This is a genomic window from Lacinutrix gracilariae, assembly GCF_042684485.1.
In the GTDB taxonomy this organism is placed as follows: domain Bacteria; phylum Bacteroidota; class Bacteroidia; order Flavobacteriales; family Flavobacteriaceae; genus Oceanihabitans; species Oceanihabitans gracilariae.
The window spans coordinates 731065-752618 of record NZ_JBHULM010000011.1; the positions used below are offsets into that span (position 1 = coordinate 731065).

The following is a 21554-nucleotide window of genomic DNA, read 5'->3' on the forward strand; positions in this document are numbered from 1 at the left end:
TCTTAACTTTATAAAAGTAAGAAAAACAAAATGAGTAAATTTAAAGGAAAAGTAGCAGTAGTAACTGGTGGTTCTAGAGACATTGGTAGAGCAATATCTATCAAACTAGCTAAAGAAGGTGCTAAAGTGGTAGTAAATTACAATAGCTCTGAAGCTGGTGCTAATGAAACTGTAAATGAAATTAAAGCATTAGGTGGAGAAGCTGTTGCTGTTAAAGCAGATGTTTCAAAACTAGCAGATATTAAAAACTTAAAAGAAAAAGCTATAGAAGCTTTTGGCGATAAAGTAGATATTTTAGTAAATAATGCTGGTGGCCTTTTCGCAAGAAAAACGCTGCAAGAACTTGATGAAGATTTTTACAACCTAGTTATGGATGTAAACTTCAAATCTACAGTTTTTATTACACAAGCTTTTGAAACATTAATGACAGAAGGAGCTTCTATTATCAACATTTCATCTCAAGCATCCAGAGATGGTGGTGGTGGTGGTTCTTCACTATACGCATCTTCAAAAGGAGCTGTAACTACTTTTACTAGAGCAATGGCAAAAGAGTTAGGACCAAAAGGTATAAGAGTAAATGCACTTTGTCCTGGTTTAATAGCAACAAAATTTCATGATGATTTTACTAAGGATGAAATTAGAGTAAAAGTTGCTGGTTCTACACCTTTAAGAAGAGAAGGTAACGCATCAGAAATTGCAGATTTAGTAGCTTATTTAGCTTCTGATGAAGCATCGTTTATAACTGGTGTAAACTATGATATTAATGGAGGTTTAGCATTTAGCTAGATTTTTCATTTTCAATTTAATAAGCCAAGTGGTTTTATTTTAAACACATTATCTATTTGTATAGAAAAAAGAGTTTCTAAAAAATAAAACTATTTGGCTTTTAATAAAAATAAACAGTAGTAATTAAAATCAAGAAATGAGTAAAATTGTCACATTCGGTGAAATTATGTTAAGACTCTCTACAGAGCGTCATTTAAGGTTTTCACAAGCTAAAAAATTTGCTGCCTCTTATGGTGGTGGAGAATTTAACGTAGCAGTATCCCTAGCAAATTATGGTCTTCCTGTAGAATTTATCACTAGGTTACCAGAAAATGAAATAGGTGCTTGTGCACTTAAAGAGATGCGTAAATTTAACGTAGAAAATAAAAACATAATTTATGGAGGTGATAGACTAGGTATTTATTACTTAGAAACAGGAGCTGGTACTCGTGGTAGTAATGTAGTGTATGATAGAGCACATAGTTCTATGGCAACCATTCCTAAAGGAAGTATTGACTGGGAAACAGTTTTAAAAGATGCTACCTGGTTTCACTGGAGTGGTATTACTCCTGCAATTTCTCAATCTGCTGCAGATGAATGCTTAGAAGCTATTAAAGTAGCACATAAATTAGGAATTACTATTTCTTCCGATTTAAATTACCGATCAAAATTATGGCAATATGGTAAAGAACCACAAGAAATTATGCCAGAACTTTTAAAATATAGTAATATAATTTTAGGAGATATTGATACCGCATTATTTATGTTAGGTAAAGATAAAGTTAGCCCTAATTATCAAAACGAAACCACATTACCTGTATTATACGATCAGATTTTTAAATCTTGTCCTAATTTACATACAGCTGCTACTACACTTAGGTATTCGGTTAGTGCCTCGCACCAACGCATTGGTGGTATAATGTATGATGGTAAATCTATTTATACTGCAGATGTTAAAGAAGTAACTCCTGTTGTAGATAGAGTTGGTAGTGGTGATGCTTTTATGGGTGGTTTAATTTACGGTTTAGTAAATGATGCTGACAACAAACAAAGAGCTTTAAATATTGCAGTTGCTGCTTGCTGCCTTAAACACACCATTTCTGGTGATTATAATTTAATTTCACTTCAAGAAATTGAAAAATTATTAAGTGGTGATAATTCAGGAAAAGTTTCAAGATAAAAAAAACAAAATGGCTAAATATTCAAGAATAGAAGTTGCAACAGTAATGCAAGAAACAGGGTTAGTACCTTTGTTTTATAATGACGATATAGAAGTAAGTAAAAAAATAATTAAAGCTTGTTATGATGGTGGCGCAAGACTATTAGAGTTTACAAGCAGAGGAGATTTTGCTTTTGAAGTATTTGCAGAATTAAATAAATATGTATTAGCAGAATTACCAGGAATGATTATGGGTGTTGGCTCTATTACAGATGCTGCTGCTGCTTCACTATACATGCAATTAGGTGCAAACTTTATTGTAACACCTGTTTTAAGAGAAGATATTGCAATTGTGTGTAACCGAAGAAAAGTTTTATGGTCTCCTGGTTGTGCAACGCTTACAGAAATAGCCAAAGCAGAAGAGTTAGGTTGTGAGATAGTAAAATTATTTCCAGGTAACGCATACAACCCAAGCTATGTAAAAGCCATTAAAGGTCCTTGTCAATGGACAAGTATTATGCCTACAGGTGGTGTAGCACCTACTCAAGAAAGCTTAGAATCTTGGTTTAATGCAGGTGTTACCTGCGTTGGTATTGGCTCTAAACTTATTGCTAAAGATGCTAATGGTAACTATGACTTTGATAAAATAAAAACACTTACTAAAACTTCTATAGACATCATACAAAAGCTAAAAAAATAACCGTTAATGTATCAACCTACAATAACACTTAAATGTATCTCAGATATTTCTGGTTTTTCTGTTTCTACAGTTTCAAAAGCATTAAATGATAAGAGTGACATTAGTTCTAAAACTAGAGAAATAATTAAAAATATTGCTCAAGAACACAACTATGTTCCTAATTACACTGCTTTATCTTTAAGAAAACAAAGAACAAAAACACTAGCTATTATAGTTCCAGAAATAGCTGATTCTTATTATGGTTGTATTGTTTCTAAAATACAGAAATTTTCTTTTAAATACGGTTACAGGCTTCTTGTATTTCAAAGCTTTTCTTCCAAATTACAAGAAGAACATTGCTTAAAAAATATTAATGATGGTAGTGTAGATGCTGCTATCATCATTTCAAAACATAAAAAAGAAAACACCGCTAGTTTCATTAATAACCCATTACCAATAGATTATATTGAAATTTCTAATCTAAAAAGTAGAAAAGAACTTAAAGAAGAAGTAATTTTGAGCTTTAAAAAATCTCTAAATCGCTTAATTAGTTAGCGCCACTAAAATATATGCATAAAAAAGCCGTAGTTTATATGTCACTTAGTGCTTTAGCCTTTGCACTTTTAAATGTATTTGTAAAAAAACTTGGCGACTTTAACGTATATCAAATCGTTTTTTTTAGATCTATTGGCACCTTATTTTTCACCATTCCTTTATTAATAAAAAATAAAATTCCTTTTTTAGGTAATAAAAGGTTCTTGCTTATTACTAGAGGCTTGGTTGGTTTTACTGCTATGACCTTATTTTTTATGGCTATAAAACACCTTTCTATGGGTTCTGCAGTTTCTATTAGATACATCTCTCCTATTTTTGCTGCCTTTTTTGCATTGTTTTTGCTAAAAGAAAAAATAAAACTCTTACAATGGCTCTGCTTTGCTATAGCTTTTTTAGGCGTGGTACTTTTAAAAGGCTTTGACAATAATATAAATAACATAGGATTACTATTTGCAGTAGTTTCGGCGATTTTTACAGGTTTAGTTCCCATAATAATTAGAAAAATTGGTTCTAGTGACCACCCAATTGTTATTGTTAATTACTTCATGATTATTTCGGCTATTATTGGTGGTGTAATGTGTATAGCCAATTGGTCTACTCCTAAAGGCATAGAATGGTTATTACTATTAAGTTTGGGTGTTTATGGATACTTTGGACAACTATACATGACCAAAGCATTACAGACTACAGAAATTAATCAGGTTGCTCCTTTAAAATACATAGAAGTTATTTTTACTATCATAATAGGTGCTATTTGGTTTCAAGAAACCTATAGCCTGCTTAGTTTATTTGCCATACTTTTAATTGTTTCAGGCTTAATTTTAAACGTTATCATAAAGCAATCTAAAAAATTAGGCTAATAAAAAAAGAGCTCACCTAGTAAGCCCTTTTTATAATTTAGTATTTAGTGTAAAAAACTATTTTCCTAACATTAACAATTCATTACAAACAACTTCTGTAGTATAACGTTTCATACCTTCTTTATCTTCCCAACTTCTTGTGGTAAGCTTCCCTTCTATTGCTATTTCTTTTCCTTTAGTTACATATTTTTCTACAATCTCAGCAGTTTTTCCCCAAGCAACAATATTGTGCCATTGCGTGTCAGTAATTTTTTCGCCTTTTGTATTTTTATAACTCTCGTTAGTTGCTATAGAAAATTTGGCAAGCATTTTACCAGATTCTAAATTAATGATTTCCGGATCGTTTCCTAAGTTTCCAATTAACTGTACTTTGTTTCTTAACGTATTCATAAGATAAGGTTTTTATTATATTGAATTTCATTAGTTCCATTCAACACTGCAAAGATGAAACAACACACAAATACTATTCGGTTGTTACACATTTAAAATCGTTTGTAAATGTTTGTAGTCGTTTGTAAACGGAAAAAACAGTATCTTAGTACTTCAATAAAAATCTAAAAAACAACAACTTACAACACCTTAGCATTATTTTTATAACGAATATGGAATAGAATAAAACGATTTAATAAATAGATGAAATTTTATATTGAAACCGAAAGACTTATTTTAAGAGAGATAAGAGATTGCGATTTAAATGGCATGTTTGAATTAGATGCCAACCCAAGAGTGCATAAATATTTAGGCAATACACCTATTACAAGCATAGAGCAAGCACAAACGTATATTGATAATCTTAAAACTCAATATATAGATCGCGGAATTGGCAGATTTGCAGTAATAGAAAAAGCATCAGGAGCATTTATTGGTTGGTCTGGACTAAAATTTAATACAGGAGAAAAAGAACGCTTAGGTGATAAGGTAGATTTCTATGATATTGGTTATAGACTAATAGAAAGATACTGGAATAAAGGGTATGCTAAAGAATCTGCCATTGCTGCATTACATTTTGGCTTTAACGACTTAAAATTAGAAACCATTGTTGGTACCGCCGAAACAGAAAATATAGCCTCTAATAAAATATTAAAAAAAATTGGTTTACAGTATACAGAAACCTTTGCTTACAAAAACGTAATGTTACATTGGTACACACTAAAAAAAGAAGATTATGCAAAAAAAATGTCCGGAATGTGGAGCTAAAATTGTTGGAAGAATTGATAAAAAGTTCTGCAGTGATGCATGCAGAAATGCACACAATAATCACGTAAATAAAGACAGTAAAAATTTAATACGCAATACCAATAACAGGTTACGCAAAAACTATAGAATTTTAGAAGCCCTTAATCCTGATAAAAAAACAAAAACGTCTAGGGCAAAACTTATTGAAAAGGGTTTTGATTTTAATTACTTTACAAGCATATATACCACAAAAGCAGGAACCATTTACTACTTTGTGTATGACCAAGGCTATTTGCCCTTAGAAGGAGATTATTATGCATTGGTAAAGCGGGAAAGTTAATTTGTTACTTCCAGTTGTGTCCTTTTAACTGCAATGCTGCTTTTAGTATATCTTTTTGGCTAATCTGACCAACTAATTTACCGTTTTCTAATATTGGAAAACGTCTTCTTTTAGAATCTAAAAACTTATTAGCTGCATCAAACAAATCCATATTTCCGTCAATAGTTTCTACCTCTGTAATCATACGTTTTTCAACATTATCTTTTGCCATTGGCATATTATAATATCTACTTTCACTTATTTGCTTTAAGCAATCTCCTTCACTTATAATACCTACTAATTCGTTATTTTCATTTACAACTGGTCCTCCAGAAATTTTATTTGCAATTAGCGTTTCTATAACTTCTTCTACAGATTGATCTGGCCTAAAGGTTATTAAACTTTTAGACATATAATCACTTACTTTTAATGGCTTTTGGTCTACAACATTCTGCTGCTTCCTAGCTCCTTGAAAACTTTTTATTCCCATGACAATAGTGTTTTGATTAACTTAAATATACTGATTATAAATGAGTTATCCTAAAAAGAAAAATCCTAATTATTATTCCCTATTTTTATAGCTTAATAGTCTACCTTATAAATATGTTAAAAAGAAGTATTGCCATCCTTATTATATGCTTTGCTGTGTATTGGAGTTTTAGTGCTTTATTACCAAGCAAGATTTCTACAATTGAAGCTCCAGAAACCTCATTTTCTTCGCATAGAGCATTAGTTCAGCTGAAAGAAATATCTAAAAAACCACATTTTCTTGGTAACCAAGCACACCAAGAAGTTAGAGACTATATTGTTAAAGAATTAGAAAAACTAGGATTAGAAACCCAAATACAAGAAGGCTATTCTTTAAGTAAATGGGGAAACTTATCTAAGCCTAAAAATATCATAGCTAGAATAAAAGGAAGCGATACTAGTAAGGCCTTACTCCTACTTTCGCATTATGATAGCAATCCGCATTCTTCTCTTGGTGCAAGTGATGCTGGCTCAGGAGTAGTTACTATTTTAGAAGCTATTCGTGCTTTTTTAGCTGAAAACAAAACTCCTAAAAACGACATAATTATCTTAATCTCTGATGGTGAAGAATTAGGATTAAATGGTGCAGATATTTTTGTAAACAAGCATCCTTGGGCAAAAGAGGTTGGCCTGGTTTTAAATTTTGAAGCTCGTGGTTCTGGAGGACCTAGTTATATGCTAATTGAAACCAATCAAGGTAATGCCAACTTAATGAAAGAGTTTGTAAAGGCAAATCCGGAGTTTCCTGTAGCTAACTCTTTAGCATATAGTATTTATAAAATGCTTCCTAATGATACCGATTTAACGCGTTTTAGAACAGATAAAGATATTGATGGGTTTAATTTTGCTTTTATAGATGACCATTTTGATTACCATACTGCTTTAGATACTTATGCACGTTTAGATAGAAATACACTTGAACATCAAGGTTCTTACATAATGCCACTACTACATCATTTTAGTAATGCCAACCTTAACAATATTAAAAGTACCGAAGACTATATTTACTTTACAGTTCCTGCATTTAAAACAGTTATCTATCCCTTTTCATGGATTTGGCCTATGTTTATCTTGGCTGTAATTGGTTTTATTGGCTTACTTATATATGGCTTTAAAAAGAATTCTTTAAGCGTTTCTGCTATTTTAAAAGGCTTTATACCTTTTTTTACAAGTCTTATTGTTAGCGCAATGTTTACCTTTTTAGCTTGGCAAGCTATACAATTTATATATCCTCAGTACCAAGAAATGCTTCATGGCTTTACTTATAATGGCCATGCATATATAGCTGCTTTTACTTGTTTGGCATTAGCCATTTGTTTTTATAGCTACCATATATTTAAAAACAACGAAAAGCCAGTAAATTTATTAGTTGCACCTTTATTTTTCTGGTTGCTTATTTGCCTTGTAGTAGCGCTACAATTAAAAGGAGCTAGCTTTTTTATTATTCCTGTTTACTTTGGTTTAATCAGCTTGTTTTTAATGATTAGACAACAAAAACCTAGTGTAATTCTTTTAGCGTTATTAGGCATTCCCTTGCTGTTTATTTTAGCGCCTTTGGTAAAAATGCTTCCGGTAGGATTAGGATTAAAAATGGTATTTGTTTCAGCAATTTTTGTTGTCTTAATTTTTGGGTTATTAATTAGTGTTTTGGGCTTCTTAAAGCATAAAAAACGATGGGCTTATTGCTTTGTGCTTCTTGGAAGTATATTTCTTATTAAAGCACATTTTCAGTCTAAATTCACCAAAGAAACGCCAAAACCAAACAGTCTTTTATATATTCTAGACACTAATGAAAACACAGCTGTTTGGGCAACCTATGATACTATTTTAGATGCATGGACAACATCATTTTTAACAGATAATCCAGATCAAGCATCCGCTCTTTTAAAAAATACTATTGCTAGTAAGTATAAAACCAATTTTACGTTTACTAAAAAAGCAGCAGTTAAAAATATTGCTAAACCTAAAATAGAAATCACACACGATACCATAATTGGAAACAACAGACAGCTTGCTATTTGTGTAACCTCACAACGTAATGCGGCACGTTATGAAGTATTTTCAGACAGTACTACTGTTTTTAATTCTTTTGTAATAAATGGTGTATCTGCTATACCAGAAGAAACTACAGGAACGGTTTTTAATAAAAGGCCAAGCAACAGATTGTTTAGTTATTACGTTTCAGACAAAGAACCTTTAGATATGATTTTAACAGTTCCTGCCACGCAAAAAACAGAACTACAAATCTATGAAGCTACTTATGATTTACTAACCAACAAAGAGCTTAACCTACCGCAACGTGAAGCTGAGATGATACCTAAACCCTTTGTACTAAATGATGCAATTGTTACCAAAAGTAGGATTAGTATACAATAAAAAAAGGCAACTCTAAGAGTTGCCTTTTTTGTTATTTTTAACTGGATTTAAAAGTGTATATCTTACCAGATTCTTACTCTTTCTTCTGGAGCAATGTACATTTTATCTCCTTCTTTAATATCAAATGCTTCATAAAAAGCATCTACATTTAATAAAGGTTGTACAGCTCTTGTCATTCCTGGAGAATGCGGATCTGTTTTAATTTTAGTACGTAATGCATCTTCACGCATTTTTGTTCTCCATACTGTTGCCCAAGACATAAAGAAACGTTGTTCTGCAGTATAACCATCAATAGGTGCAGGTTTTTCACCTTCAAAACTCATTTGTAAAGCATCATAAGCAGCAAGTACACCACCTAAATCTCCAATGTTTTCTCCTAAGGTAAACGCACCATTAATATTGGTTTCTGGTAAAACTTCAATAGCACTATATTGATCTGCTAAAGCCTTTCCTAAAGCTTCAAATTGTGTTAAATCTTCGTCTGTCCACCAGTTATTTAGGTTTCCATCTTTATCATATCTAGAACCAGAATCGTCAAAACTATGAGAAATTTCATGACCAATTACAGCACCAATTCCTCCATAATTTACAGCATCATCTGCAGTAAAATTATAAAAAGGTGGTTGTAAAATAGCTGCTGGGAAAACAATTTCATTGTAGGCAGGATTAAAATATGCATTTACCACTTGCGGAGCCATATACCACTCACTCTTATCTACTGGTTTTCCTAATTTATCTAAATCCTTTTTAAAATTCCAAGCACGAGCATTAAGTCTGTTTTGTAAATAAGTACCTCCATTTTCAACACTAGCAACTTCTAATGCAGAATAGTCTTTCCACTTGTCTGGATATGCAATTTTTACTTTAGTAGCTCTTAGTTTTTCAATAGCTTTTTGTTTTGTTTCTGGACTCATCCATTCTAGCTTATTGATTCTGTGTTCAAAAGCTAAAATGACATTTTTAATCATTTTTTCTGCTTTTACTTTTGCTTCTGGCGGAAATTTTTTGTCCACATATAGTTTTCCTAAAGCTTCACCTAAAGTACCGTTTAAAGCACCTAAAGCACGTTCATCTCTAGCTTTTTGAGCCTTTGCACCATTAAGTTCTTTTCCGTAAAACTCCCAGTTAGCAGTTTCAATGTCTGTAGATAAAAATCCTGCTGCACCATTAAAAACATCCCATTTTAAATAGGTTTTCCAGTCGCTAACATTACCTTCTGCTAATACTTCTTGTAATCTATTAAAGTAACCTAAATCACCAATAATTACAGTATCTAATTCTTTTACACCAATTCCTGATAGAAAGTTTTTCCAGTTTACTGCAGGAACCATTTTTTGCACATCAGCAATAGAACGAGGGTTGTAACGCTTACGTGCATCACGACGCTCTACTTTATCCATTTTAGCTTCTTCTAATCTAGTTTCAAAAGCTAAAATTTGTTCTGCTTGTGTTTTTGCCTCTGCTTCACTATCTCCTAAATACTGAAACATTCTTGTAATATGTGCTACATATTTTTGTCTCTTTTCTTTAGAGTCTGCATCGTCTTTAATATAATAATCTCTGTCTGGTAATCCTGTGCTACCACCACCTAAATACGCAACATTTCTATTACTATCTTTTGGGTCACTACCAACACCAAAACCATATAAACCTCCACCACCTTGAGGCTCCATTTCTATCATGAAAGCTTGTAAATCGTCAATGTTTTTAATAGCTTCAATTTTTTCTAAAATGGGTTGTACAGGAGCAATACCAGCTTTATTTCTACCAATAGTATCCATAATAGTTTGGTAATAAAAAACTGCTTTTTCTTGGTCTGATCCTGGAAGCACTTGAATATTACCAAGGTCTTTATTATCTGACATGGCAGATTTTAATATAGCTAAAGCATCTGCATCTGTATTTTTACGTAGTTCTTGAAAACTTCCCCAAGTAGATTGGTCGTCTGGTATTTCATTATTTTCAAGCCATTTTCCGTTAACATGTTTGAAAAAATCTTCGCTAGCAGGTATGCTTGTATCTATATAGTCTACATTAATTCCTGGTGTTGTTTCTACAACAGCAATTTCATTTTTAGCCTCTTCTTTACAAGATACTAAACCTATAAAAGCAACCGCACTAAGAAGTGATAGTTTTTTAAAGTTGGTATTCATTTTGTTTGTATTTAATTTTGTGTACAATTTAACATATAATAGACTGTTACCTATTGCTTTTGTTACATCTTAACAAAAGATTAATAAAAGTAACACAGCAAAAGTTACTGTTTGTTTTTGGTTTTTAAGGAGGTAATATACAGGCTATCAGCAGTGTTTTTTAAGGCAACAACCTCCTTTACATTTTCATTAGGAATAGCAATAGACAAAACATAATGTGCTATTTTCCAGGTGTTGTCTTCTAGTTTCATGACTCCAGAACCTCTGCAAATTTTCATTTGGGTGTCTAGCAACTCATCAAACCAAGCAATTTTTTTATCTTGAGAAACATAAACATTTCTTTCTATTGCAGTAAAACTCCACGCTTTACCTTTATCAAAATAGGGTTTAGAAAATGTTTTAAAAGCTTCATTTTGCCAATTTTCTGATGCATCTGTACCTATAAAAACGCCATCTTTAGTCATTAAATTAAAATAAGAATCAAAATTTGCTTCTGCAGCAGCTTGATGCCAAGCATCTAAATTAGTTTGAATTTCTTTTTTAATATCTGAAGTAGACGCTACTTGCAACACTTCTTCGCTTGTTTTACAAGATGTTATTACTAACAATAAAGCAATTAGGTATAAAGGTTTCATACTAATATGGTTTTTCAATGTTTTGCCATTCCTTTTCAAACTTTTTGTTAATTTGAAGGTTAAGATTAGAAAATGCTTCTAAAAAATCTTGTAACACTAAAAGTACTTCCTTTTTATCCGGATTGGTTAAATTAATAATTCCTTCTAGTTTTAGCATCTTGGTTTCTAAAGCCAATAATCTAGCACGTATTAAAGGTGTGTTTATTTCTTCTGGTATGCTTTCTTTTAAATCTTTAATAAAAGCAATTAACACTTCGTTATTATCTTTAAAAAAAGAGAAGTCTGCTTGATTAACGTTAGATACAATACCTCTCAACTCATCATATTTTAGCCAAAACTCTTCAGAATTAACAGTTCTAGGATCTAGAAGAAACTGTCTATATTTAAGACTAGAGACATCTTTTTTAGTTATTTGTAAGGTGGTGGTTTCTGCTTCTACCTCTTGTGTAGCTGCTTCTTTTTTACAAGAAATTACACAAAATATTAAAGTAATGTATAGTAATGCTTTCATTTATAATTAACTATTGTAGCTACAAATATATTGTATTCTTAGCTTTTATTATTAATTACTTTGGTTCGAAATATTTTTAGTATCATTTTAGATTATCTTCTTGAAAATCTTGCTACTTTTGCGCATCCTTAACAGAAAGATTAATGACTTCAAAAATTTTAATTATTGGTGCTTGCGGACAAATTGGTTCTGAGCTTACCTATAAACTTAGAGATATTTACGGTGTAGAAAATGTTATTGCTAGCGATATAAACACCAGAAAATTAGAACTAGTTAACGCTGGACCTTTTGTTATTCTAGATGCTAAAAACTTTAATGCTATTAAAGATTGTTGCATTAATCATAATGTAAAAACGGTTTACCTAATGGCTGCTTTGCTTAGTGCTACAGGTGAAAAATACCCAATGGAAGCCTGGGATTTAAACATGAATTCACTATTTCATGTATTAAACTTAGCCAAAACAAAACAAATAGATCATGTTTTTTGGCCTTCAAGTATTGCTGTTTTTGGTGCTACAACTCCAAAAGAAAACACAGAACAATATACCATTATGGAGCCTTCAACCGTTTACGGAATCACCAAACAAGTTGGGGAACGTTGGTGTGAGTATTACCATCAAAAATATGGTGTAGATGTTAGAAGCATACGTTATCCAGGAATTATTAGTTGGAAAACATTACCAGGAGGTGGTACCACAGATTATGCTGTTGAAATTTACCATGAAGCGCTTAAAAACAAAACCTACGAATGTTTTTTAAATGAAGAAACAGAACTACCAATGATGTATATGGATGATGCTATTAAAGCCACTGTAGACATTATGCAGGCAGACGCTGCTTCTATTAAAATTAGATCTGCTTACAATCTGGCTGCAATTAGTTTTACACCAAAACAAATTGCCGAGTCTATACAAAAACAAATTCCAGATTTTAAAATCACTTATAAACCAGACTTTAGACAAGATATTGCAGACTCTTGGCCAAAAAGCATTGACGATTCTTGTGCTAGAGAAGACTGGAACTGGAAACATAATTTTGATTTACAAGACATTACCAAAGAAATGCTTTTGCAATTAGGCAAAGAATAACGCAGCCTATTTTACATATTTAATACTTATACCAAGACAAACTACTTGTTAACTAGTATTTTGAAGTTAGATTTACTTATGTTTGTGAGAATTAACCCATAAATATAAATAATGAAAAAAATCTACCTTTTACTTTGTATCTGCGTTTTCGTATTTACAGCTAATGCACAAAATGAAATATCGCCAGACTACAATTTTACAGTAAGTGAACCTTATCAGGTATATGATGCTGCTAAAAAATATTATTTTAGTAAAAACAGCGAAATTCTAGCGGTTAAACCATGGAAAAAATATCTGGTTATTCAAAAATTTGGGGTAGACGGATTACAGCTTATTTCTGAAAAAAAATACGAAGATCTTCCAGACAATTACGTAGTTGAAGGAATGATAGAGTTACAAGATAAATACTACTTTTTCTACTCTTCTTGGTCTGGTAAAAAAACAAAACAAGAACGTTTATACTACAGAGAAATAGATTTTAATACAGGAGAATTTATTGGAGAAAGCGTTAAATTAATTAATGTTTCTGGTAAACTAGCAGGCTCTCCAATGGCAACATACACCTCTGGAGGAGGTTTTGCTGTTGGTGGATTTGGAATGAGTTTTGGAGGCTTTGGTGTAGTAGATAAGTTTGACTTTTTAACCTCTAAAGATGAATCTAAATTATTAGTTCAATATAGAAAGAAGCCAAAGGTTAAAAGAGACACTAAAAGCTACGATAAAATTGGCGTAAATGTTTTTGATACTAATTTAAATACTATTTGGTCTAAAGAGTATAAAATGCCTTATACCGAAAGAAGAATGAATCTAGTAGATTTTGCTGTAGATTCTGATGGTCATGGTTATATATTAACTAAAGTTTTTCATGACGATAGTAACAAAGACAAGAGAAAGAAAAAAGATACAGAGGCCAATTACCACATGGAACTGTTTAGACTATTAGATGGCTCTGAAGGAATTGAAAAAAGTAAAATTGTATTAAATGATAAATTTATAAACGGTATTTCTTTATTTGAATCTCCAGATGGTTTTATGGTTTGTGCTGGTTTTTACACCAACGGTTTAAATAACAACCTAGGTAATTCTGATGGTTTATTTACCTTTAAAATTACAAAAGAAGGAGAGTTAGTAGAAAAAAATGCTCATGAAATTCCGGTAGAAGTTTTAAACCAATACGTTAGCAAAAGAACCCAAAAGAAAAACAAGAAAAAAGACAAGGAAAACAAAGCAGAATTTACCAATTTGCAATTACGTGATTTAATAATAAATCCGGATGGTAGCTTAGTTTTAATTGGCGAACAAACCTACGTTGTTACTCATTATAGAAGCAATGGCCAAGTATACTATACGTTTCATAACAACGATATGTTACTCTCTAAAGTAGATGCTTCTGGTGATTTAGAGTGGATGAAAAAACTACCTAAAAGACAATCTGGAGCACCAAAAATAGGGCAAGTTTATGATACAAGTAAAACCTATCAAGGTGGTATGTCATACTCTTATTTTTTCACCAACGGAAACCATTACATGGTGTATTTAGATAACGTAAAAAACATAGATTTAAAATTAGATGAAGTACCTGCAAAACATAGTGATGGTCATGGAGGATATCTTACCGCTTACAAAATTAATGATGCTACTGGTACTGTTACTAAAGACAATATTTTAGACACAAGAAACGTAACCAACAAATTAGAAGTGTATCAATTTAGCAACAATAGAGTGGTTAAAACTGCAGAAAACCAATTTGTAATTGAGTTTTACAAAAAGAAAAAAGAAGACGTTTTAATTAAAGTAGAAATTAAATAAGTTACTCTTATAAATTAAAATAGAAAGCGAACCCATGGGTTCGCTTTTTTTATTCACAACCCATAGCAATAACAATAATCTTAGTTTAAATTTTACTACATTTATAATCAACAATAACAAAAAGTATAATTATGAAAAAACAACTATCTATTATCTTGCTTCTTTTCTGTACTACTATAATGGTAGCTCAAAAAGGTAAAGTTCAAGAAGGCGACTGGAAAAACCTTAAAAACATTACAGCATTCAACCTTGAATTTGATTATTCTGATCTAGAAATTCCTAAATATGATAATGAAGAAGAATTTTTAAAAGATAAAATGCAAAAACGAGAAGATAAAAATCCGGGTTCAGGAGAAGAATTTAAAAAATCATGGTTTGCAGACAGAGAGGACAGATACGAACCTAAATTTATTGAGTCTTTTAATAAACGTTGGAAAGAAAATGAAGTTGTTGTAGGTAAAGATTTAGCAGATGCAGAATACACCATTAAAATTCATACCACATTTATGTATGCTGGTTATAATGTTGGTGTAGTTAGACAAAACTCTAAAATTGATGCCATTTTAACGGTCTATAAAAATGATGCTCCAGACACTGTTTTATTTGAGATTAAATACACTAAAGCAGAAGGAAATGGTGCTTTTGGAAACGATTATAATTCTGGTTACAGAATTTCAGAAGCGTATGCTAAACTTGCAAAAACCTTTGCTGCTAACTTAAAAAAGAAAGCAAAAAAATAATTAGAAATTACACAAAAAAGTAAAGTAAAAAAGCGAACTTATAAGTTCGCTTTTTCTTTTTCTTGTACTTCCATATCTATTAAATAGGCTAGATTTTTTACTAACCTATCGTGCTTTTTAACAAAGGGGTTGGTATCATCCCAAACATAACCAGCAAGAACAGCACATATTTGCTTTTTAACCTCTTGGTTTTCGGGTCTATGAAAAAACAAAGTTTGTAAGTTTCCTGTGTACCATTCTTTTACATAGGTAGCAAAAACCTGTACTCCTTTCATAATGTAACCAGTATACGCTTCTTCCCAATCTACAGATTCTCCTTCTAACTCTTTATTAATTAGTTTTGCTGCTTTTAAAGCAGATTCTGTTGCAAAAGTTACTCCTGAAGAAAACACAGGATCTAAAAACTCAGCACTATTTCCTGTTAAGGCATACCCTTTTCCATAAAGCTGCGTTACCGATTTAGCATAGTTTTTAATACAAATAGGTGCAAATTTAAAGTCTAAACCTTCAAAACGATCACGATAATAAGCAGACGTTTTAAGTAACTGTTGCATTTTTTCTGTGGTATCTCCTTTAAAAGAATCTAAATATGCTGTTTTACTTACAAAACCTATACTAGTATCTCCATTAGAAAAAGGAATCACCCAAAACCAAGTATCTTTATCTAAAACATCAAAAGTAATAAGAGTACCTTCTTCTCCTTCTGGTCTTTTTAAATCTGTTACATGTGTAAAAATAGACGAGTGTTCTGGTATAGAAGAAGGTTTATCTAAACCTAGTATTCTTGGTAAAACACGTCCGTAACCACTAGAGTCTATAATGTGTTTTGCATGTACTGTATACACTTCACCATTTTCATCTTTTATCTTGGTTTTTGAAGCACCATCAGCATCAAAAACAACATCTACAACCTCATGGTTAAATGCAATATCTACACCTCTATTTACTAATTCTTTAGCAAGAATGGTATCAAAATCTGCACGTGTTACTTGCCATGTCCAATCCCAACCTTTGGTATGCTTTTTACTAAAATCAAAATTACAAACAACATCATCTCTTAAAAAACGAGCGCCATGTTTTTTTTCAAATCCAAAATCATTTAATACATCAAGCAAACCTACTTCTTCAAAATGATCCATACATCTTGGTAGTAAACTTTCTCCTATTACAAACCTAGGAAATGTACTTTTTTCAACAACTTTAATTTGTTTTCCTTGGTTGTGCAAGTAAGAAGCAGCAACACAGCCCGAAGGCCCTGCTCCTATAATTAAAACATCAACTTGTATTTCATTCATAATCATTATAGTATTTTATCTTAATTATATTAAATTAGCGCACACCAAAATAACGACTCTAACTTTAGTTGTTAAATTTATTAATAAAAATACATAGAATAAAATATATAGATGCTAACATTTAACGGAAAACTAGGATTAGAAGATTTTTACAGAATTATTATAGAAGACAGTAACATCAAAGTTGATGATTCTGTTTTTGAAACCGTAGAAAAAAGCTTTAACTTTTTAAAAGAATTCTCAGAAAACAAAGTAATTTATGGTGTAAACACTGGTTTTGGACCAATGGCACAATATAAAATTAAAGATTCTGAACGCATTCAACTGCAATATAATTTAATTCGTAGTCACGCATCTGGAACAGGAAACCCTATTCCTCCTAAATATGTAAAAGCTGCAATGCTTGCTAGACTAAACACACTTTCTTTAGGTAATTCTGGTGTACATAAATCTGTAATTGAATTAATGTCTGAACTTATAAACAGAGACATTACTCCTTTAATATATGAACATGGTGGTGTTGGTGCTAGTGGTGATTTAGTACAACTTGCACATTTAGCTTTAACATTAATTGGTGAAGGTGAAGTATTTTATAAAGGAAAAAGAGTAGCAACTGCAGAGGTTTTTGAAAAAGAAAACCTTACTCCTATTTCTGTAGAACTTCGTGAAGGTTTAGCTTTAATGAATGGTACTTCGGTAATGACAGGAATTGGTATTGTAAATACCATATATACTAGAAGAATGTTAGATTGGATGATTTCTTGCTCTGCTGCAATTAATGAAATTGTAGAAGCTTATGATGATCATTTATCTGAAGAATTAAACAATTCTAAAAAACATAAAGGACAACAAAACATTGCTAAAAACATGCGCGAGCATTTAACAGATAGCAAACTTACCAGAAAAAGAGAACACCATTTATACAACGCGAACAATGATGATGTTTCTGTTTTTCAAGATAAAGTTCAAGAATATTACTCCTTACGTTGTGTACCACAAATTTTAGGTCCTGTACTAGATACTTTAACTAGTGTTGAAAATGTTTTAATAGAAGAAGTAAACTCTGCAAATGATAATCCTATTGTAAATGTAGAAAAAGAACACGTTTACCATGGTGGAAATTTTCATGGAGACTATGTTTCTTTAGAAATGGATAAGCTTAAAATAGTAGTTACTAAAATGAGTATGCTAGCAGAAAGACAATTAAACTATTTATTAAACCCAAGCTTAAACAATATACTTCCAGCATTTGTAAACCTTGGTCAATTAGGTTTAAATTTTGGTATGCAAGGTGTACAATTTACAGCAACATCAACCACTGCAGAAAACCAAACCTTATCTAACCCAATGTATGTACATTCTATACCTAACAATAACGATAACCAAGATATTGTAAGTATGGGAACCAACGCTGCTTTAATTACTAAAAAAGTAATTGAAAATGCTTTTGAAGTATTAGCAATAGAACTTATTACTGTAGTACAAGCTATTGAGTGCTTAAAAGCACAAGACAAAGTCTCTTCAAAAACTAAAAAAATGTATGATGAGATAAGAAAAATAGTTCCTATCTTTACAGAAGACGTTATTATGTACCCTTATGTTAACCTTGTTAAAGACTATATCATTAACAATAAAGCATAAAATTAATTTCTAATTACAGTAGCATTTTTAACCATGCATTTCCTTAACCAAGAAATGTTCACATGCTATATGTAATAGATATTCATTAAAAAATTAAATCACATGAAAACAAATTCGCTATTAATCGTATTATTTTTTTTAAGTGCAATCACGTATGCACAAAAATTAGCTCTTGCTAATCAAGACGGTAAATTTGGCTATATCACCAAAACTGGTGAGTGGCAAATTCAACCAAAATTTAAGGTTGCTAAAAACTTTTCTGAAGATCTAGCGCAAGCTATGAACGACAAAAAACAATGGGGCTTTATAAACAGACAAGGAGAATGGGTTATTCCTCCTAGTTATGATAAAACGAAAGCCTTTAACTCTGGTATTGCTATTGTTTTAAGTAAAAAAGAATGGTTTTATATAAATACCAAAGGAGAAAAAATATTAACAGAGGTTACTACAGACAAAATTTATGATTTTGAAGAAGGTCTAGCACAAATAAGACATGGAGATAATGTAGGTTTTATAAACACTTCTGGAACCGTTGTCATTGAACCAAAATTTAATAAAGCTTTTGATTTTGTAAATGGATATGCAAAAGTAAGAGAAGGTGAAAAATGGGGTTTAATAGACAAAACAGGAAACTATTTTGTAGAAACTAAATATGATGGTATTAGCAATGTTTACCATGGTAATGTAGTGGCAACTCTTGGTGAAAGTCACGGACTTATTATAAACGGAGAGTTTAAAAAAGTAGATGGTGCTCAAAAAATATGGGATTTCTCTGTTAATGGTGATATCACTTATGCTAAAAAAGATGACAAAATAGGTTATATCAATAAAAATGGCGAATGGATTATAGAGCCAAGCTATGATAAGGTTAGAGCTTTTGTAAATGGACTTGCTCCTGTTTCTAAAGACAAAAAATGGGGTTATATAGATACCTCAGGAAAAACAGTTATTGACTTTAAATATAGAGACGCAGAAATCTTTAGTGAAGACGGCTTAGCTCCTATTAAAATAAATAAACTTTGGGGATTCATTAATAACTCTGGCGAACAAGTAATAGAAGATAAATACAATATTACAGCTGGTGGATTTTCCATTTTTACCAAAAACAATAAAAAAGGTTTTATTGATGGACTAGCCAGAGTAAAAAAAGAAAAAGTTTGGGGCTATATAAATACCAAAGATGAAGCTTTAAAGAACACATGGTATAAACAATTAGAACTTTTTAACTAACAAACAAAATTTAAAACTACTACGTTTCCCAATCAGAGTAGACTTAACATCAAATAAAAATATCACATGAAATGTGCCTTAATAACTGGTGGTTCCAGAGGAATTGGTAAAGCAATTTGTTCACAACTAGCTATAGATACAGACTATCACATATTAATTAATTACAACAGTAATGAAGAAGCTGCAAAAGACACTTTAAAAGCAGTAGAAGCAGCAGGAAATACTGGAGAAATTATTGCTTTTAACGTTACGAATGCAGAACAAGTAAAAACAAAACTAGATGCATGGCAAGAAGCAAATCCAGATGCATTAATTGAAGTTATTGTTAATAATGCTGGTATTACAAAAGATGGTTTATTTATGTGGATGCCTCAAGAAGACTGGCAAAATGTAATTAACACCTCTTTAAACGGTTTCTTTAATGTTACCAATTATGGTATTCAAAAAATGCTACGCAACCGTTATGGTCGTATTGTAAATATAGCCTCTGTTTCTGGAGTAAAAGGTACACCAGGACAAACCAATTATTCTGCTGCAAAAGGTGCTATTATTGCTGCAACTAAAGCCTTATCACAAGAAGTTGCTAAACGTAACATTACTGTAAACGCAGTAGCTCCTGGTTTTATAAAATCTGATATGACTGCAGATTTAAATGAAAAAGAATTAAAAAAACTAATACCAGCAAATCGTTTTGGCGAAGCCCAAGAAGTTGCCGATTTAGTTTCTTTTTTAGTTTCCAAAAAGTCTTCTTATATTACTGGTGAAGTAGTAAATATTAATGGAGGTATTTACTCTTAATTTAATATTGCAATCCCTATGAAGCGAGTAGTTATAACAGGAATGGGAATTTATTCTTGTATCGGAAAAAATCTAGAAGAAGTAAAAAACTCATTATATAATGGTAAGTCTGGTATTGTTTATGACCAAGACAGAAAAGACTTTGGTTATCGATCTCCTTTAACAGGAATGGTAGAAAAACCGAATCTAAAAAAACAACTTACTAGAAGAGAACGCATTAGTTTAGGTGATGAAGGTGCTTATGCTTACGTAGCAACTACCGAAGCCTTAGAAAACGCAAAAATAGATCAAAATTTTTTAGAAAATAACGAAGTAGGAATCCTTTATGGTAATGACAGTACTGCTAAAGCGGTTGTAGACTCGGTTGATAAAATTAGAGATAAAAAAGACACAACACTAGTTGGTTCTGGCGCTATTTTTCAAGCCATGAACTCTACAGTTACCATGAATCTTTCTACTCTTTTTAAACTTACAGGTGTCAACTTTACTATAAGCGCTGCTTGTGCAAGTGGCTCACATGCTATTGGTATGGCGTACCAACTTATTAAAAGCGGATTACAAGATTGTATTATCTGTGGTGGTGCACAAGAAATAAACAAATACGCCATGGGAAGTTTTGATGGTCTTGGTGTTTTTGCCATGAATCTAGAACATCCAGAAAAAGCATCTAGACCTTTTGATAAAAACAGAAATGGCCTTGTTCCTAGTGGTGGCGCAGCTACTTTAGTAGTTGAAAGTTATGAATCTGCTGTAAAAAGAGGCGCTCCAATTTTAGCCGAAATTATTGGTTATGGTTTCTCTTCTAATGGCGAACATATTTCTACACCAAACGTAGATGGTCCTTCAAGAGCCATGGCAAAAGCAATAGTACAAGCAGATTTAAAACCTCAAGATATAGAATATGTGAATGCACACGCCACTTCTACTCCTGTTGGTGATGCCAATGAGGCAAAAGCAATAGCAGAAGTTTTTGGTGAAAATGGTCCTTTTGTAAGCTCTACAAAATCTATGACAGGACATGAATGCTGGATGGCTGGAGCAAGTGAAGTTATTTACTCTATGCTCATGATGCAAAACAACTTTATTGCACCAAACATTAATTTAGAAGAGCCTGATGAAGATGCAAAAAAATTAAATCTAGTAAGTAAAACGCTAGATAAAAAATTTGATGTATTTTTGTCCAATTCGTTTGGATTTGGTGGAACAAATTCAGCATTAATAATAAAAAAATTATAAT

General features: G+C 31.7%; 21 protein-coding genes. 15 read left to right on the forward strand and 6 right to left on the reverse strand.

Features of this window, described 5'->3' with window-relative positions:
* The first annotated feature begins 30 nt into the window (after window positions 1–30).
* The 5 genes from ACFSSB_RS10325 (at window position 31) to ACFSSB_RS10345 (ending at window position 4018) form a co-directional block, all read left to right on the forward strand.
* Window positions 31–786 carry an SDR family NAD(P)-dependent oxidoreductase gene (locus ACFSSB_RS10325; protein WP_379903876.1) on the forward strand — a complete coding sequence of 252 codons (756 nt, stop codon included), beginning with the start codon at window positions 31–33 and terminating at the stop codon, window positions 784–786.
* 136 nt (window positions 787–922) lie between these two features.
* Window positions 923–1945: a PfkB family carbohydrate kinase gene (locus ACFSSB_RS10330; protein ID WP_379903878.1), complete on the forward strand. Its 1023-nt coding sequence runs from the start codon at window positions 923–925 to the stop codon at window positions 1943–1945.
* Between the two features lie 10 nt (window positions 1946–1955).
* Complete coding sequence (locus tag ACFSSB_RS10335) at window positions 1956–2624, forward strand: bifunctional 4-hydroxy-2-oxoglutarate aldolase/2-dehydro-3-deoxy-phosphogluconate aldolase (protein WP_379903880.1); 669 nt, start codon at window positions 1956–1958, stop codon at window positions 2622–2624.
* 6 nt (window positions 2625–2630) lie between these two features.
* A complete protein-coding gene (locus ACFSSB_RS10340) occupies window positions 2631–3158 on the forward strand; it encodes a LacI family DNA-binding transcriptional regulator (protein ID WP_379903883.1) in 528 nt (175 codons plus the stop codon).
* A 14-nt stretch (window positions 3159–3172) separates the two neighbouring features.
* Window positions 3173–4018: a DMT family transporter gene (locus ACFSSB_RS10345; RefSeq protein WP_379903885.1), complete on the forward strand. Its 846-nt coding sequence runs from the start codon at window positions 3173–3175 to the stop codon at window positions 4016–4018.
* Between the two features lie 57 nt (window positions 4019–4075).
* Here the strand turns inward: ACFSSB_RS10345 and ACFSSB_RS10350 are convergent, their stop codons facing one another.
* On the reverse strand, window positions 4076–4408 hold the full coding sequence (locus tag ACFSSB_RS10350; protein WP_215965841.1) for a single-stranded DNA-binding protein: 333 nt from the start codon (window positions 4406–4408) through the stop codon (window positions 4076–4078).
* Window positions 4409–4651: 243 nt separating this feature from the next.
* Here ACFSSB_RS10350 and ACFSSB_RS10355 point away from each other — a divergent pair, with 243 nt between their 5' ends.
* Window positions 4652–5215 (forward strand): GNAT family N-acetyltransferase, encoded by a 564-nt coding sequence (locus tag ACFSSB_RS10355; RefSeq protein ID WP_379903888.1) that lies wholly within the window; start codon window positions 4652–4654, stop codon window positions 5213–5215.
* Complete coding sequence (locus ACFSSB_RS10360) at window positions 5184–5534, forward strand: hypothetical protein (RefSeq protein WP_379903890.1); 351 nt, start codon at window positions 5184–5186, stop codon at window positions 5532–5534. The genes ACFSSB_RS10355 and ACFSSB_RS10360 overlap by 32 nt, the downstream gene beginning before the upstream one ends.
* Window positions 5535–5538: 4 nt before the next feature.
* Here ACFSSB_RS10360 and ACFSSB_RS10365 read toward each other — a convergent pair whose 3' ends face one another.
* A complete protein-coding gene (locus tag ACFSSB_RS10365; RefSeq protein WP_379903892.1) occupies window positions 5539–6003 on the reverse strand; it encodes a CBS domain-containing protein in 465 nt (154 codons plus the stop codon).
* 113 nt (window positions 6004–6116) lie between these two features.
* Here ACFSSB_RS10365 and ACFSSB_RS10370 point away from each other — a divergent pair, with 113 nt between their 5' ends.
* Entirely contained in the window at window positions 6117–8417 is a 2301-nt protein-coding gene (locus ACFSSB_RS10370) for a M28 family peptidase (RefSeq protein ID WP_379903894.1), read from the forward strand.
* Between the two features lie 62 nt (window positions 8418–8479).
* Here ACFSSB_RS10370 and ACFSSB_RS10375 read toward each other — a convergent pair whose 3' ends face one another.
* The 3 genes from ACFSSB_RS10375 to ACFSSB_RS10385 form a co-directional block, all read right to left on the reverse strand.
* On the reverse strand, window positions 8480–10570 hold the full coding sequence (locus ACFSSB_RS10375) for a M13 family metallopeptidase (RefSeq protein WP_379903897.1): 2091 nt from the start codon (window positions 10568–10570) through the stop codon (window positions 8480–8482).
* Window positions 10571–10674: 104 nt separating this feature from the next.
* Window positions 10675–11205 (reverse strand): nuclear transport factor 2 family protein, encoded by a 531-nt coding sequence (locus ACFSSB_RS10380; RefSeq protein ID WP_379903899.1) that lies wholly within the window; start codon window positions 11203–11205, stop codon window positions 10675–10677.
* Between the two features lies 1 nt (window position 11206).
* The gene (locus ACFSSB_RS10385) at window positions 11207–11716 is read right to left on the reverse strand and encodes a hypothetical protein (protein WP_379903901.1); all 510 of its coding nucleotides are present in this window, start codon (window positions 11714–11716) and stop codon (window positions 11207–11209) included.
* Between the two features lie 143 nt (window positions 11717–11859).
* On the opposite strand from ACFSSB_RS10385, the gene ACFSSB_RS10390 reads away from it, so the two are divergent.
* The 3 genes from ACFSSB_RS10390 to ACFSSB_RS10400 all read left to right on the forward strand — a co-directional run bounded on the left by ACFSSB_RS10390 (window position 11860) and on the right by ACFSSB_RS10400 (window position 15353).
* Window positions 11860–12804, forward strand: a complete 945-nt coding sequence (locus tag ACFSSB_RS10390) for an NAD-dependent epimerase/dehydratase family protein (protein ID WP_379903903.1) — start codon at window positions 11860–11862, stop codon at window positions 12802–12804.
* A gap of 111 nt (window positions 12805–12915) precedes the next feature.
* Window positions 12916–14613 (forward strand): hypothetical protein, encoded by a 1698-nt coding sequence (locus ACFSSB_RS10395; RefSeq protein ID WP_379903906.1) that lies wholly within the window; start codon window positions 12916–12918, stop codon window positions 14611–14613.
* Window positions 14614–14744: 131 nt separating this feature from the next.
* Window positions 14745–15353 carry a hypothetical protein gene (locus tag ACFSSB_RS10400; protein ID WP_379903908.1) on the forward strand — a complete coding sequence of 203 codons (609 nt, stop codon included), beginning with the start codon at window positions 14745–14747 and terminating at the stop codon, window positions 15351–15353.
* Window positions 15354–15391: 38 nt separating this feature from the next.
* Here the strand turns inward: ACFSSB_RS10400 and ACFSSB_RS10405 are convergent, their stop codons facing one another.
* Window positions 15392–16648, reverse strand: coding sequence for an NAD(P)/FAD-dependent oxidoreductase (locus ACFSSB_RS10405; RefSeq protein WP_379903910.1), 1257 nt, complete (start codon window positions 16646–16648; stop codon window positions 15392–15394).
* Between the two features lie 111 nt (window positions 16649–16759).
* Between ACFSSB_RS10405 and ACFSSB_RS10410 the strand changes: the two genes are divergently transcribed.
* The 4 genes from ACFSSB_RS10410 (at window position 16760) to ACFSSB_RS10425 (ending at window position 21553) form a co-directional block, all read left to right on the forward strand.
* Window positions 16760–18289, forward strand: coding sequence for an HAL/PAL/TAL family ammonia-lyase (locus ACFSSB_RS10410; protein WP_379903912.1), 1530 nt, complete (start codon window positions 16760–16762; stop codon window positions 18287–18289).
* Window positions 18290–18391: 102 nt separating this feature from the next.
* On the forward strand, window positions 18392–19519 hold the full coding sequence (locus ACFSSB_RS10415) for a WG repeat-containing protein (RefSeq protein ID WP_379903914.1): 1128 nt from the start codon (window positions 18392–18394) through the stop codon (window positions 19517–19519).
* A 66-nt stretch (window positions 19520–19585) separates the two neighbouring features.
* Window positions 19586–20317 carry a 3-oxoacyl-ACP reductase FabG gene (gene fabG / locus ACFSSB_RS10420; protein WP_379903916.1) on the forward strand — a complete coding sequence of 244 codons (732 nt, stop codon included), beginning with the start codon at window positions 19586–19588 and terminating at the stop codon, window positions 20315–20317.
* A gap of 18 nt (window positions 20318–20335) precedes the next feature.
* Window positions 20336–21553, forward strand: coding sequence for a beta-ketoacyl-[acyl-carrier-protein] synthase family protein (locus ACFSSB_RS10425; protein WP_379903918.1), 1218 nt, complete (start codon window positions 20336–20338; stop codon window positions 21551–21553).
* The last annotated feature ends 1 nt before the right edge of the window (window position 21554 follow it).